Raw genomic sequence first — 15,347 nt, forward strand, 5'->3', positions numbered from 1 at the left:
CACTTTAAAAACTAAAAGCCTAATTTTTAACGATTTTACGTTAATGAAACCTAACTCGTTATATAGAGAAATAACTTCCTCTTTTTTAATATATAGTTCCCGATAAAAGGAACTTTTGTTCTTGTTTATCAGCTCTTAAAAAATGCATTTCATAGCAATAAAATGTTTTTTTAAGAGCTACTAATATATAAAAATAATTGGCATTATTTTTCTTAAACCTTTCTAGAGTTTAAAAACTGATCTGATTCTGAAGTGTTTTTTTGTAGACTCAATAATATAGTGTCTAGCGGACTCTTTATTTCTAATAAATCCTTTTTAGCTACGTGTGTATAAATCATCGTTGTTTCTGGCTTTGCATGGCCTAATAATTCCTGAATATGACGTAAACCAATACCGTTTTCTAATAAATGTGTAGCATAACTGTGCCTTAATGTATGCGGAGTAACATGTTTTTTTATGTTGGCAAGTCGGGTAGAGGTGTGCAAGAATTTTCGAATGCTACTTTCAGAATATTTTGTTCCGGTTGGGCTTTCAACAAAAAAACGTTTCGGCACATAAGTGCTAATATAGTTTTGTAATAAAGGTAAAAAACTGTCTGCTAAAATTACATACCGGTCTTTTCTTCCTTTTCCGTTTTGTACAAATAATTGTCTTCTAGTAACATCAATATGTCTTAACTCGAGTTTGGTTAATTCTCCAATTCGCAATCCGGCAGAATATAACATTGCCAAAATAGCGCGATGTTTTAAGTTTTTGGTAACCTGTAATAAAGTTACAACTTCTTGTTGCGATAAAACAGCAGGTAGTTTTCTAGAGGTTTTAGGTCTTTCTAAAGTAAGAGATTCTATTTTGCAAGTAGGGTAGTAGGCAACAAATAATTTTAATGCGCTTATAAATTGTCGTTGCGAACTTATACTGTAGTTTCTAGCAATAAAAATAGCTTCAATAAATAACTCAACATTCTTATTGGTGAGTGATTCGATTGGTGCAGGCTGACTAAAATCAATAAAATCAGCAATAAAAGTAAAATACGTAAGCACCGTGCTTTCACTGTAACGTTTACCTCGCAAATACTTTACATAATTCCGAATAATTTCTTTGTTCGCGCTTGTAAGTTTACGTTCGGTTTTTACACCTCTGTGATATAGTTTTTTAGTAACCGATTCATCTACTTTAATATCAGCAATATCACTTAAAAGACGTTGTATGTCAGAAAATGTTTTATCAGTAAAAGGGCTAACCCATCCTTGAAGAGTTTTACTCCAAGTAAATTTTTTTAAACTCCTAATATGGTTAATTATAACATCATCATATTTAAAAGTTAGTAATAAAACTACTTTTTTTCTATGCAATGTTTTTTTTACAGAAATTACTTTTTTTGGTGTTGATTCAGTTTTCATATACTACCAAATATACAAAATGATTGATAATATATGTAGTTAATTTTAGTTAAGTTATTTTAAATCAGTAGTTTGTTTTTTGCTGGATGGTTTCAAGAATATTAAAACTGCATTCCTATTTTTAAGTTTAAAACTCTACCTGTCATGTAATTCGGAATTCCGTATTGTTGTTTGCTGTAGGCGTCACGAACCCAGGTATTGGTTATCGAATTTCTGATATCAAATAAATTAAAAAGTTCTAAACCAGCAGTTAGTTCTTTAAAATTACGCAAAAAACCAGTCGGTCTTTTTTTGTTGGCGTCTGTAAATACGTAGGATATTCCTACATCAGCACGTTTGTAATCATTTAATCTATTTTGATATTGATATACATCTGAATAAGCAGGAGCGCCACCCGGAAGCCCTGTATTATAAACAATATTTAAATAGGCTTTTAAATCAGGTATATTAGGAACATAATCCTGAAATAAAACACCGAATTTTAAGCGCTGATCCGTTGGTCTTGCAATATATCCTTGGTTGTTGATGTTTTCTTCGGTTTTTAAATAACCAAAACTTACCCAACTATCGTTACCAGGTACAAATTCTCCGTTTAAACGAATATCTAATCCGTAGGCATAAGCATCAGTTACATTATCTGCTCTATAACGAATACGAACATTGTCTACCGAATACGAATTTACATCAGATAAATCTTTATAATACAACTCGGTTGTTAGTTTAAAAGGACGTTGCCACATGGTAAAACTGTACTCATTACCTGCAACTAAATGAATTGATTTTTGGGCTTTTACCTTCGGATTAATATCGCCGTTATAACCTCTTAACTCTTTATAAAACGGAGGCTGAGAATACCAACCACCAGAGATTCGAAACAACATATCTTTATCCCAATCTGGTTTGATAGCAAACTGAGCTCTTGGACTAAATATAATTTGATTTTCAGCGCTTTCATTAGTAGTTTTTACACTCCATTTATGAGCGCGTACACCAACATTCATCCATATTTGATGATTTTTCCAATTACTTTTTCTGCTGAATTGTAAAAAGCCCGAAACACGATTAATATCTACATCATTATCTGCTCTAACAGTATTAAACGGTTCGATGGGTCCTGTAAAAGGTTCGTAAGGTTGATTGTTACCAGTAAGGTTTGGCGGACGTACGGTGAAACCTAAAGAATCTATCATTTCCCATTCACGTATGCGATCTTTTATATTTTCTGTTTGATATTTTACGCCTGTTTTCCATTCGTTTTTACCATCTTTTAAAGTGGCTTTAAGTTGAATATTACTTATTAAGGCATCTAAATCGTTGCGGGCATGGTTAATTTGCGACCCGATTCCTTGTGAAAAAGCGACCTCTCCAAAATTTTCAGATCCAATATTACTATCCACTTCTCCTAAATTATAAGAAGCGGCAATATCAAAATATTCTTCTTCTTGCGTATTAAAAGAAGAAATGGTTCCTGTAATTTTTATGTTATCATTTACTTGATAATCGGTAGAAAAAGCACCAAAAAGTGTTTTAAATTGATCTTTTTCTTGCCCTTGATAAAAAACAATTAATTCTAACGGATTTACCAACGTACCAAAACGTGTTTTTCTTGTTAATGGTTCGTAATTATAATTGTTTAGAGAGAAATTACTCAAAAAATTGAAAGTAACTTTATCGGTTGCTTTGTAGGTTAAAAAAGATTGTACGTCGGTAAAAGTTGGTTTAAAATTTACATCTACTTGCTTACTGTTAACAAACAAACTGTTATCGCGATAACGAACACCAACAATGGCACTTAACTTATTATTTAAAAAAGTATCTTCTATCGTAAAACTTCCGCCTAACAAGCTTATGTCTAGCTGAGCACCAAATTCCGTTGGTTTGCGATACGTGATGTCTAAAACAGAAGAAAGTTTGTCGCCGTATTTTGCTTGAAATCCGCCTGCGGAAAAATTAATATTTTGCACCATTTGCGGATTGATAAAGCTAAGGCCTTCTTGTTGCCCCGAACGTATTAAAAACGGACGATATACTTCTATGCCGTTTACATATACTAAGTTTTCATCAAAATTACCACCACGAACATTATATTGAGTACTTAATTCGTTATTATTGCTAACACCTGGCAGGGTCATTAAAATATTTTCTACACCTGCGTTGGCACCTAAAATTTTCTTAACTTTTTTTGTGTCGATTTTTGTAATTCCTTGTGCTTCCTTTTTTAGGTTTTTAAGACTAACCTCTTCTAATTGTTCTGTTTTAAAAGTAAGAGAAGGAGAGAAGTTAAATGTTTTTTTACCTCTCGAAGTAAATTTTTTTGTAATCGTTTTGTAGGAAACGTGACTAAATGTTACGGCAACCGTTTTACGCATGGGTATGGTAAAAGTATAATCTCCGTTGGCGTTGGTTGTAGTTCCTCCAGATAGGTATGTAATGGCCACACCTTCTATAGGAATGTTAAATTTATTAGTTATGGTACCTTTTACAATTGCTGTTTTTTGAGCAAAAATTAATGAAGGGAATAGCAGTAAAAAAAGTAGTTTTTTCAAGGGTTTTATAGTTTATTTTTTGAAGAATGTTGCGGTAACAGTCTTTATATTTCCAACATTGTCAGAAACTACAAGTTTAAAAAGATGTTTGCTACCAACCAACTTTTTATCTGTAAAATCGTACGTAAGAATTCCTTTTTTATGGTTGTATTCCATTAATACCCAGCTGCCATCTATGGTTGCACGGTAATTTTTTATACCAGAATCGCTGTCTTTAATTTTTACTTTTAAAGTTTTATTTTTTGATATCCACTGTTTGTCATTAAAATTGTACAACTTAATGGTGGGCTTTTCAGTATCATAAAGCAATGTGTAATCTCCTAAAATTTTCGTGGTAGTATATATTTTATTGATATTTTTTCTTGTAGAAACATACCTGGGGTATTTAGTGTTTGTAACATTGGCAATATATACTTGCTGTTTTTGTTGCTCGTTTAAAAAAGAGGTTTCGAAAGTTAATGTGTAGCGCTTGTCTATTGGTTTTGTTTTGTTATGAATTTTAGCAATACCGTCCTTAAAAGAAAAATCGATAAAACAATCTTCGTAAAAAGTGTTTTTAGGAAAAGCAACGGTTACATTGTTAAGCGTAAATTTTTGAAAGTTTTTAGCAACAATTTTATAATTTGTAGTGTCTTTTTGTTGATATACTAAATTACTTTCTACACCTCTTACAGGTATTTTAACAGAGGCAGTATTGTTTTTAAAATCTTTAGCAATAATTTCAACATTATAGCTTGCGTTTTTTTCAACAAGTATTTTACCATTGTTTATTAAGTTTTCATATAAACTTAATTTGTTGGCATCTACCTTATGTGTTTTTTGTACTTTAGTTCTGTACGTTTTGTAGTGTTTATAATCAATTAATAAATTGATGTATTTGCTTTCAGAAAAAGAAAAAGTTTCAACATCGTGATAATAAACTCTGCTACCATTTACTTTCATCTCTAAACTATAAATTCCGTTTTTGTTTAAAGCGCCATTTAATCTATCAAAAACACTAATTCCGAAACCAATAATTCCGCTAGCAGTAATACTTTCGCTAATAAAATTATTTTCACTGATTTTTTTAAATGATAAAACCGATTTTAAGCTAGAATTATTAATTCGTGACTGTTCGTTTAAAGGATAAGCCATTATTTTTTTAATACTAGGAGCTGTGTTATCAGCTACAGTTATTCCGAAATGTAAAGGATTTATAATGTGTTCTGTTTTAGTATCTCTAATTTCATAATGCAAATGTGGTCCGCCAGAGCCACCAGTGTCACCACTATAACCAATAATTTGACCTTTGCTAACAGGAAATTGATCTTGCTTCGGAAATATGTTACCCGTTTGATAACTCTTTTTCTTGTACTGAATTCCTTTAACGTATTGCTGAATAACAGGTTTAAAATTTTTAAGGTGCGCGTATACCGTTGTATATCCGTTAGGGTGTTTAAGGTATATTGCTTTACCAAAACCATATTGCGATACTTTTATGCGAGAAACATATCCGTTTGCGGCTGCGTAAATTGGTAAACCTTCTTTACCTTGAGTTTTAATGTCGATACCCGAATGAAAGTGGTTACTTCTTAATTCACCAAAAGTACCTGATAAAACAATCGGTATTTTTAAAGGAGAAGTAAAGTAATTTTTAGGGTATTGCTTTTGTGCATTAACTGTATAATAGAATACTAAAAAAATAATAGAAAAATAAAATTTCAAGATATAGCGGTTTTAAAACAAAAATACTAAAAATAAGCTAAAACACTTAGATGTCTTATAATCAGTAGTGTTGTTAAAAAAACATTAAAATAGTTGTTATTTAAGTTCTATATTGATAACTTTGTAAGTATAGTTTTATTCTCACAAATAAATGAGTAACCCTTTAGAAGCAATTCATTTACTGGAAGATAAGTTAAAAAATCTACTTTCGAGGTATGAATTTTTAAAAGAAGAAAACCAAGTATTGCTTCAAAATAATGCAGAGTTACAAATTTTATTACAAGAAAAACAGCAAGAATTAAATAAAGAGCAAGAAGAATATAAATTGCTAAAAATTGCTAAAACTATAGAAGGCAGTAACGAAAATACAAGAGAAACAAAACTCAAAATAAATACATTAGTTCGAGAGATTGATAAATGCATTACTCTTTTGAATTCATAAAAAGTTCTTTACATGGCAAAGATTAAAGTTAATGTAGTAATTGCAGGAAGAACGTACCCGTTGAGTGTAGAAAACACAGATGAAGAACAAGGGATGCGTAGTGCAGCAAAAAACATTAACGATTTAATTGCTAAGTTTGAACAAAGTTATGCAGTATCAGATAAACAAGATGTATTGGCAATGTGCGCATTGCAATTTGCATCGAAATCAGAAATAGTATCTTTAACCAATACTAAAGAAAATACTGAAGTAATAAATAAAATAAATGATTTAGCTAACTTGTTAGATAAGCATTTGTAACGTTCTTTAAAATACATTATTAATATACTGCCTACATTAGTACATTGTTTGTTAAACTCAACACTATTTATTTAGAAAGGATGAGTCTTGGTTCGTAAAGCAAGCCGATTTTAGATCGGATCCTTGATAAGCCAGTTAGTCCTAAACCTGTTTTTTCGGAGTTTATAAAACCCATATTAATGTAGGCTTTTTTTATACAATCAAATTAAAATTATGGATGGAATATTATTTCCTGTATTAGCAGGAATTATAGGTATAGCAATAGGTTTTGTAATCGCTAAGGTATTAGAAAAATCGGCCGCTAATAAATTAATACAAGAAACAAAAAAGCAAGCGAGAAATATTGTGAAAGAGGCCAAAGTAGAGGCTGATGCAATAAAAAAAGATAAAATATTACAAGCCAAAGAAAAGTTTATAGAGCTAAAATCTGAGCATGAAAAGGTAATATTTTCTAGAGAAAAAAAGATGTCTGATGTTGAGAAGAGAATTAGAGATAAAGAAAGTCAAGTTTCTTCTGAATTAGATAAAAATAAAAAATTAAACAAATCTGTAGAGAAGAAAGAAGCAGACTTTGATTATAAATTAGATTTTTTAGATAAAAAAGAATCTGATTTAGAGAAACAACACAAACGTCAGGTAGATATGTTAGAGCAAATTTCTGGCTTATCAGCAGAAGATGCGAAAACAGAGTTAGTTTCATCTTTAAAAGATGAAGCAAAAGCAGATGCAATGTCGTTTGTACAAAACGCTGTTGAAGAAGCTAAAATGACAGCGCAACAAGATGCTCGTAAAATTGTATTAAATACAATACAAAGAGTAGGAGTAGAGCAAGCTGTAGAAAACTGTGTATCTGTTTTTAATTTAGAATCAGACGATGTTAAAGGTAGAATTATTGGTCGTGAAGGACGTAATATTCGTGCTTTAGAAGCCGCTACCGGAGTAGAAATTATTGTAGATGACACACCTGAAGCAATTATTTTATCTTGTTTTGATCCTGTTCGTAGAGAAATTGCTCGTTTATCAATGCATAAATTAGTAACAGACGGAAGAATTCACCCAGCAAGAATTGAGGAGGTTGTTAAGAAAACAGAAAAACAAATTAGTCAAGAAATTATAGAAGTTGGTAAACGTACTGTTATTGATTTAGGAATTCACGGTTTACATCCTGAATTAATAAAAATAGTTGGACGTATGAAATACCGTTCTTCTTATGGTCAGAATTTATTACAACACTCGCGTGAAGTAGCAAATCTTTGTGGTATTATGGCATCAGAAATGGGCTTAAATGCTAAAGCAGCTAAACGTGCAGGTTTATTACATGATATTGGTAAAGTGCCAGAAACAGAAAGTGAATTACCGCATGCTTTATTAGGAATGCAATGGGCAGAGAAGTTTGGTGAAAAACCAGATGTTTGTAATGCCATTGGAGCTCACCACGACGAGATAGAAATGAAGAGTTTATTATCACCTATCGTTCAGGTTTGTGATGCTATTTCAGGAGCAAGACCAGGCGCACGTCGTCAGGTATTAGATTCTTATATTCAACGTTTAAAAGATTTAGAAGATATCGCCTTCGGATTTAGTGGTGTGCAAAAAGCATATGCTATTCAGGCAGGTCGTGAATTAAGAGTAATGGTAGAAAGTGCTAAGGTAAATGATACTAAAGCAGCTGAATTATCATTTAATATTTCACAAAAAATACAGAATGATATGACGTATCCAGGGCAAGTAAAAGTTACTGTGATTCGTGAAACAAGAGCTGTTAATGTTGCTAAATAATGGCAATAAATACTATTAAAAAATCCTCATCATAATTGATGAGGATTTTTTGTTTTTATCTATTCCTTTTAGACCTTCCTTTTTGCTCAGGAGTTGTTCTTTTTTTGTGATATTTTTTTGAATAATTTTTATTTTTACGCCTCTTTATAAGCTTACCTCTTTTTCCGGTTTTTGCATTAGGAACGGCTCTGTAATAAAAGAATTTTTTATCTTCTCTATACTTTCTGTAATTCTTTCTAAAGTCTCTTTTGTAAAAATACGCATCGTTATAATTAAATATGCTACCAATGTTAATATCAATATCTATACCTCCGTTGCTGTAATATAGATCATCATTATAATGATTATTATACCTTACGTTTCCATAAAAACGAGGATTGTTCCAACGATCATACTTAATATTTAAATTTCCAACTTTTGATAGTTTTCCATATCTATAATCAATATAAATACTACCAATTCGTTTTACATTTCCTCTAGAATCATAATTGATAAAAGCATTACCAACTCTTCTTACTTTTCCGCTACGATCTCGCTCTATACGTACACCATTATATCTTGTGTTATTATAGTGTGTGTCAAAATCAAAATCTCCATTTAAAAATACGTGAAACTGTATATCTCTTTCGATAAAGGTAACTGCGTCGTTATAACGATTTACAGATTCAACTTTATTTGTTGATGTATTTATGTTTTCAGCACTCACTGATGCTAATGACATAATTGCTAATATTAAAAGTATCCCTTTTTTCATAATTAATAAATTTAGGGTTTCGCTTACTCTATTTGCTTTTCGGCTTCCGCATTTGATTGATATTTTTCAAAGAACGTGCCAAAAATATATTTTCCTATTTGTAATTAAGTATTAGGATTTGTTTTTTTAACGGTATGGTGTTGTTTTGTAGTGTGTTATGTGATAGTTGTGAAATACTTTATTTTAGACTTAAAAAAGTCTATATTTATAGATATTACTATTAAACCCCTAGTGAAAAATGATTGAAGCTATTGATAAAAATCTGCAAAGAGGAATAAAATTATTAAATGCTATTTCTGATGAGCAATACAGTAATAAATCAATTGCTCCATACTATTCGAGTATTGGTGCTAATATGCGGCACGTTTTAGATGTTTTTGCTTGTCTTTTTAACGGATTAGAAGATAATATTGTTGATTTTTCAGATAGAGAAAGAAATCAGTTAGCAGAAGAACAAACTAAATTCGGAATTGAATATTTTAACGATGTACTTAGGCAATTACATTCTTTAGAAATTACAGATTATGATATTATTATAGCTGTTACAGATGATTTAGGAACAGGTAAAATTACGGCAAATTATACTTTAGCAAGTGCATTAATACAAGCACATACCCACGCGGTACATCATTTTGCTAGTATAGGTTTTATAATAAGTCAATTAGAAATAGAGTTGCCTGATGCAGATTTTGGATACAATCCAACAACACCAAAAAAAGCATTTATAGAGTAATAGTTTTACCTATGAATATACACCCAACCTCTCTGTATTTTAGATAGACTATCATCACCAAACCTTAAACGATAAAAATAAGTACCTACTGGTAAATCATTATTGGCTTTTATAGTTGCTCTACCAAAAGACTTTCCGTTCCAGTTATTCTTGTAATTCGTTTTTTTGTATACAATATTACCCCATCTATTGTATACTTCAAGTGTATTTTTCTTGTACTGATCTAAACCTTCAAATACTAAAGTTTCGTTTGTGGTATCTCCGTTAGGTGTAAATATAATATTAACATCATTTAAATTACCATCAGCAACACCAGAACCGATTGTAATTATTTCGTAATCATTAGGTATAAAGGCGTTTGATGTAACTAAGCCTTCATTTAAGTCACCACTTACGTTGGTGCTTCCTAAGTCAATCCATTTATTAATAGTTTTACTCCAGCCAACTACACGCAATTCATTAATGTTATTTGTAATGTTATTAATGTCACTTAAAATATCCCAAGTTAATGTAACGGTTGTTTCAGTTGCTCCGTTAAGATCCCAGAACTCATTTTCATTTATATTTTCTATGAATACCTGTTTTTGATCTGTAAGAAAAGAGTCACTAAATGTACTTGGCACATTTGGATCTTCATAAAAATAAGCGCCTTTAAACGTGGTGCTTTCTGATTGAGATGGTATTAGCATTGGTCTTAACCTGTTATCATCACCAATAGGAAAAGTAAATTCGTTTGAACCCAATACAGCTGTATATCCATCAACAAATCTGTCATCATCTTCGCCAGCATAAAAATTATGATTTAGATATTCTAAAGCAATATTTGTGTTGTTTTTATTAGTAATAATTTTACCGTTTATAAAACTAAATTCATTGGTAACTCCTAAAGAAATTTGTAGTTCTATATCATTAACAGCATCTATCTCTGTATTAAAAAAAACAGGAGAATTCGTACCGCTTATAACACGAATTTCATTATTGCTGTAAAAGCCTGCTAAACCTAGATTATTATTAAAAATACCTTCGTTAATTAAATCTGTATGAAAACCAATTTCTGCACCATTGTGCATTTGTACATTTCCTGTATTTTTGAATCCAGTTTGTGAATTAACTGTAAACGGTAAAATAAATACTATTAAAAATGTATAAAACTTCATAAACCCCGGTATTTTATAATATTCTTTTTGTTATGTCGTAGATTATAATTTATCTTACAATATTAATTGTAATTCACTATTATTAAGATTTATAATATTGTATTAAACTACTTCAAATCGAGCTAAATTTTGATGTTATCTATAAGCAGTATATAAAACAACTAGGTTCTCATTTACAGCGTTAACTGTGCGAGTAACATTAATTGTAAAACCATTAACATTAAAAGAAATTAGAGAAGCTGTTATTTTACCTAAGCTATCTCCGTTCTGATTTCCATATCGTACACCAATACAATTAATGTTTGATGAGTAACGAGAGATATCGTTAATAGAGTTTCCACTACCTCCAACAAAAATTACTTCTTGTGTGATTGATGCAGGTGTGGTTAATGTAGCTTCATTAAATCTAGCAAAACCATTCATAGAACCATATGAGTTGTTTATGCCTGAATCATTATTACCAACTTGATTATCATTATCTATAGATAAATTTTCGATATTAGCATGTGCAACAAATGTTATCTGAGAAGCTTTAAAAGGTAAACCTACAATTATTTTATTTCCTGAAGCATCAATAATAAATGAACCCGTATGAACTACGGGGCCAGTGTAAATATTTTGTATAGTACCTTTATTATCTATAACTCTAACCTCTTGTGCAAATAAAAAACAAGGAAATACTAAAGCAAAAAAATAAATAAATATGTTCAATTTTTTTTTATATGTTTGTTTCATTCTTAGCATAAGAACTTTGTTTTTTTTTAAATGCCCCAAAAAGTTATTGAGTTTAGTTCAATATCTTGTACCTGGACTGTATTAATATTTGTGTTATACATAATAAGTTCATTAAAACTGGTAGTTGCATGATTTGTTAATTGATTTCCTGTAGCCCAACCAATAGCAAAATCTTCTGTTAATGTACATCTACCTGTTGTGTGTGTACCGTTAAACCTTTGTATAGCTCCCGATCTAGCGATTACATTTGTGCTGGTTCTAATAAATGAATAAATTTCCCAAACATTAAGGTTGGCACTGTTATTAAAATTTCTTGGATTATTACAGCAAACACCTGGGTCGAAATATAAATTTTGATCATTCCAATTTATATGAGTAGACCATCTATTGGTATTAATCAAAACACCAAACGTATGCTGTGCTTTATTGGTTGCTCTCATTATGCCGATAACAGTACCTTCGTTTCCATTATTGGTAAGGTTTTGTATACCGTTTGGTGTATCAATTGTTAAGTGATCATTAATACCATCTCCTTGAAAATAGGGAGTGCTTGCATCTGGGTAAAATCTGGGTTGACTTACAGTTAGTGCTTGTTCTGCATTTCGTCCTAAACCACTTTGATCATACCAGGTACGAACAAATACTTCACTTGTACCGCGCCATGCATTTATTGCTTCAATATCTACAATATCATTATCGCCCCAGCCAAAATCTTCTTCTTCTTGTACTACTACCCCTAGTAAGATAACCGTTTTTCTTAATCTTACAATCGGTCCGTTATAATCACTTTCAAGAACACGCATAGAAAAAGCAAAACTAATATTATCTAATTTATCATCTAGTATATGATGAGGCTTCATTTTAGGAAACTGGTTATAGTTAGCTATTTGTGCATAACCAGATATTGTAAATAATACAAGAATATTTAGAATATATTTATTCATAAATTATCTTTTTAAATCACCAGTTAAATGAAATATATCAGCAGCTGTTGCTATTAATCCGACTCCAGCATTAGTTCCTGCTGTTTTAAATCTTGAAAGTCTGTTTAAAATTGTAGCACCACCAACTATTGTTACTTGGCCTGCACCTATTTGGTATATGCTTATATTGTAGCCAATAGGAAATCCGTTAGGAACAGTAAGTGTAACATCTGTAGCGCTATTAAATGTAAAAACTTTACCATTATCGGTAAGTTCTAAGGTGTAATCAGTTGTTTTGTTTATAACAGCAACTATGTTAGGGTCTACCCAATTAGTACCAGTGGCTGTTGATGAAAGAAATTGGCCATTAGTTCCTGAATCTGAGCTGCTATCATTATAGGCCCCAGTAACACTTAAGTCTTCATTTATACTGACATCTTGGTTTGCGTTAATTGTTAAAGCGTTGGTACCATTTGTTGAAAATTTTAATTCATCGTTAGCATCACTATACATACCTGTGTTAGAATCATTAAAAAACCTGTAAGAAGGTAATCCAACTGTGCCATCGGCATTATTTAACCCCGATGTTCTTATAGTACCATTTACGTTTAATTTATTTGTGCCCACAAGTGGGTTTCCTATATATAAACTTTTTGTTAAATTGTTCCAGAAAAGTTGGTCATTGTCTTCTGTAGGAGTACCATCAGTATTGGCAAAAAAAACTGAGCCAGTTGTACCTGTATGTGGTGTGTTATCATTTACTATTTTCCAATCATTAGATGTTTTGTCCCATATTTTTACAATATTAGGAGTCGCACTAGTGTCAAACCAAATATCATTTTCTAAAGTGATAATAGTAGGGTTGTTAGGGTTCGTTGCCGATGTAAATACTCGATTATTATTTACTGTTTCAATAGTACCTTTGTTATCTATAACACGAATTTCCTGTGCATTTATTCTATTAGAAAATAGAGCCAATGCACAAGAAATTAATATTATATGTACTTTTTTTTGATACATTAATGATTATTAATTAATCCATTGTACCTCTATAAGATCTCCAGAATAAGTAGTCCAATCATTTGGAGCAATAGCACTAGTATCAAGAGTAATAGTGTCATCAGCAGTAAGAGTATAATCTACTCCAGCTCTTAGTTTAGCTCCATTTCTATATACAGATATCTTATTTATATCAGTACCCAAGGCTAAACCGGCAGCAGTTACAGCTGTATCTCCATCAGCGGCTATTGGAAACTCTGTACGTCCCGTTTTTACTAAATCAGAAACTAATAATTTATTAATTTCACCAGTAGCTTCATCTCTAATTAAAACTGTCCATCCAGTTTCTGTAGCTGCCGTTCCTGATCCAGAAATAGCAACACCATTGCTACCTATTGATTCTGAAGTTGCAGCAGTAGCAGCTGCTGTTGTAGAAGGAACTAGTTTTAAACCATCTAAAGAAAATACTTTACCAGTAGCATCAATATAAGTATTGTCTGTTAAAGCTCCTCCTAATTGCCATGTAGTTATAACACCTCCATCAGTGGCAACATCAGTAAGTAACGTTAAACCATTTTTTACTTGTAAGAATTTTTTAGTTCCTTTATTATCGATAACTCTAACAGTACCATTAAGAGGTGATGATTTACTAAGATCTTCTTTTTTTCCAATTTCAGTTGTACCATCAGATTCAGTAGCATTACCAGATGTTTGTTGAGCGCTAACAGTAGCAATGGTTAGCATACCAACGGCAACAAGAGCGAATTTAAATTTGTTTGTAATTGTTTTCATAATTTGTTATTTTAAAATTTGTAAGTAGGGATTTTTGTTATTAATAAAGTTGTATTATTTTTATTTGATCACCTGCATAGCATTCTGCTTCAGGTTCTATTTCTATGATTGTAGCACTTACTACAGTAAAATCGATGCGTACACCGTTTCTGAATACGTTTATTTTATCAGTAGTTTTTAATGTAAAGCCACTATTAAAAATTAACTGTCCGTCGGTAGCTATTAATTGTGTTACTTCTTCTCTAATCAAATTGGTGGTTGTTACTTTCTTTAATTGACCAGTAACTCTATCTATAGTTACAATATCATCCTGAGTAACATCTCCATCTTCTAAGCCAGAAATTGCTAATGTATTTGTTGTTGTTGTCTCTATTATTGTAGGTTTGATTAACAAGCCACCAAGTTGAACAGTATTGCTTGCATCAATCAAAAGACCATTGTTAGCTGTTGGTGTTGCATTTGAACTAACCCAACTCGTACCATCATAGGCATATATGAAGCCAGAAGAACTATCAACATAAACATCACCAGATGTAGGGCTAGGAGCCGTTGTTGTATTTGGCGGACCATTACCTCTTCTTGGGTTATTGTCTATAGGTATCCAAGAAGTCCCGTTCCATATACTGGTAGTATTATTTAAAGAGTCATTAATCCAAAAATCACCTAAGTTGTTATCTGTTGGCGCTGTTGAAGCTGTTGTTACATTTATTTCGTTGCCGGTATTACATAAATTAATCCAAACTGTTCCATCATATAAAAACACGCAGTTTTGATCAATATTAAAAACTAAACCACCTCGTAATGGTTGAATAGCGTTCATTTGTACATCAGTCATTCTGCTAATAACTAATGCTTTATCAGTGCTTTCTAGTTCAAGAATAGAGTTCGCATCAATAACAGACGGATTGCTCCCAATCTTAACTTGTGCAGAGATTGAAATATTTATAAGTAAAAGAAGTAGTAATGAGTATTTTATCTTCATACTTAGAGTTTATTTATAATACAATAATATCGTATTTTTTTGTTTTGTTAAAATTTTATTCAAAGAAATTAACTAGTAATTAAGGCGCTAATTCTTTACAA

General features: G+C 31.3%; 14 protein-coding genes and 1 other RNA gene. 5 read left to right on the forward strand and 10 right to left on the reverse strand.

Features of this window, described 5'->3' with window-relative positions:
- Nucleotides 1-212 precede the first annotated feature (212 nt).
- The 3 genes from P2G10_RS09410 to P2G10_RS09420 all read right to left on the reverse strand — a co-directional run bounded on the left by P2G10_RS09410 (nucleotide 213) and on the right by P2G10_RS09420 (nucleotide 5,650).
- The gene (locus P2G10_RS09410; protein ID WP_275316281.1) at nucleotides 213-1,400 is read right to left on the reverse strand and encodes a tyrosine-type recombinase/integrase; all 1,188 of its coding nucleotides are present in this window, start codon (nucleotides 1,398-1,400) and stop codon (nucleotides 213-215) included.
- A 101-nt stretch (nucleotides 1,401-1,501) separates the two neighbouring features.
- Nucleotides 1,502-3,946 (reverse strand): TonB-dependent receptor, encoded by a 2,445-nt coding sequence (locus P2G10_RS09415; RefSeq protein WP_275316283.1) that lies wholly within the window; start codon nucleotides 3,944-3,946, stop codon nucleotides 1,502-1,504.
- Between the two features lie 12 nt (nucleotides 3,947-3,958).
- Nucleotides 3,959-5,650: a M23 family metallopeptidase gene (locus tag P2G10_RS09420; protein WP_275316284.1), complete on the reverse strand. Its 1,692-nt coding sequence runs from the start codon at nucleotides 5,648-5,650 to the stop codon at nucleotides 3,959-3,961.
- Nucleotides 5,651-5,801: 151 nt separating this feature from the next.
- Here P2G10_RS09420 and P2G10_RS09425 point away from each other — a divergent pair, with 151 nt between their 5' ends.
- From P2G10_RS09425 to rny, 4 genes are all read left to right on the forward strand, one after another.
- Nucleotides 5,802-6,092, forward strand: a complete 291-nt coding sequence (locus P2G10_RS09425) for a hypothetical protein (protein ID WP_218773342.1) — start codon at nucleotides 5,802-5,804, stop codon at nucleotides 6,090-6,092.
- A 12-nt stretch (nucleotides 6,093-6,104) separates the two neighbouring features.
- A complete protein-coding gene (locus P2G10_RS09430; protein WP_218773341.1) occupies nucleotides 6,105-6,392 on the forward strand; it encodes a cell division protein ZapA in 288 nt (95 codons plus the stop codon).
- A gap of 55 nt (nucleotides 6,393-6,447) precedes the next feature.
- Nucleotides 6,448-6,556: non-coding RNA, 6S RNA (gene ssrS / locus P2G10_RS09435), on the forward strand.
- 49 nt (nucleotides 6,557-6,605) lie between these two features.
- Complete coding sequence (gene rny / locus P2G10_RS09440) at nucleotides 6,606-8,171, forward strand: ribonuclease Y (RefSeq protein WP_218773340.1); 1,566 nt, start codon at nucleotides 6,606-6,608, stop codon at nucleotides 8,169-8,171.
- Nucleotides 8,172-8,226: 55 nt separating this feature from the next.
- On the opposite strand, the gene P2G10_RS09445 is transcribed toward rny, so the two are convergent.
- Nucleotides 8,227-8,925: a hypothetical protein gene (locus P2G10_RS09445; protein ID WP_275316287.1), complete on the reverse strand. Its 699-nt coding sequence runs from the start codon at nucleotides 8,923-8,925 to the stop codon at nucleotides 8,227-8,229.
- A gap of 238 nt (nucleotides 8,926-9,163) precedes the next feature.
- Between P2G10_RS09445 and P2G10_RS09450 the strand changes: the two genes are divergently transcribed.
- Nucleotides 9,164-9,658: a DinB family protein gene (locus P2G10_RS09450; protein WP_275316288.1), complete on the forward strand. Its 495-nt coding sequence runs from the start codon at nucleotides 9,164-9,166 to the stop codon at nucleotides 9,656-9,658.
- A 5-nt stretch (nucleotides 9,659-9,663) separates the two neighbouring features.
- Here P2G10_RS09450 and P2G10_RS12805 read toward each other — a convergent pair whose 3' ends face one another.
- The 6 genes from P2G10_RS12805 to P2G10_RS09480 all read right to left on the reverse strand — a co-directional run bounded on the left by P2G10_RS12805 (nucleotide 9,664) and on the right by P2G10_RS09480 (nucleotide 15,246).
- The gene (locus P2G10_RS12805) at nucleotides 9,664-10,815 is read right to left on the reverse strand and encodes a T9SS type B sorting domain-containing protein (protein WP_275316290.1); all 1,152 of its coding nucleotides are present in this window, start codon (nucleotides 10,813-10,815) and stop codon (nucleotides 9,664-9,666) included.
- Between the two features lie 135 nt (nucleotides 10,816-10,950).
- Nucleotides 10,951-11,526: a hypothetical protein gene (locus P2G10_RS09460; RefSeq protein WP_275316291.1), complete on the reverse strand. Its 576-nt coding sequence runs from the start codon at nucleotides 11,524-11,526 to the stop codon at nucleotides 10,951-10,953.
- Between the two features lie 50 nt (nucleotides 11,527-11,576).
- Entirely contained in the window at nucleotides 11,577-12,494 is a 918-nt protein-coding gene (locus tag P2G10_RS09465; protein ID WP_275316293.1) for a hypothetical protein, read from the reverse strand.
- Between the two features lie 3 nt (nucleotides 12,495-12,497).
- On the reverse strand, nucleotides 12,498-13,493 hold the full coding sequence (locus P2G10_RS09470) for a hypothetical protein (RefSeq protein WP_275316294.1): 996 nt from the start codon (nucleotides 13,491-13,493) through the stop codon (nucleotides 12,498-12,500).
- Nucleotides 13,494-13,502: 9 nt separating this feature from the next.
- Complete coding sequence (locus P2G10_RS09475) at nucleotides 13,503-14,264, reverse strand: hypothetical protein (RefSeq protein WP_275316296.1); 762 nt, start codon at nucleotides 14,262-14,264, stop codon at nucleotides 13,503-13,505.
- Between the two features lie 40 nt (nucleotides 14,265-14,304).
- A complete protein-coding gene (locus P2G10_RS09480; RefSeq protein ID WP_275316297.1) occupies nucleotides 14,305-15,246 on the reverse strand; it encodes a hypothetical protein in 942 nt (313 codons plus the stop codon).
- Nucleotides 15,247-15,347 lie beyond the last annotated feature (101 nt).

The sequence above is a fragment of the Tenacibaculum bernardetii genome (genome assembly GCF_029125915.1).
Classification (GTDB): Bacteria; Bacteroidota; Bacteroidia; order Flavobacteriales; family Flavobacteriaceae; genus Polaribacter; species Polaribacter bernardetii.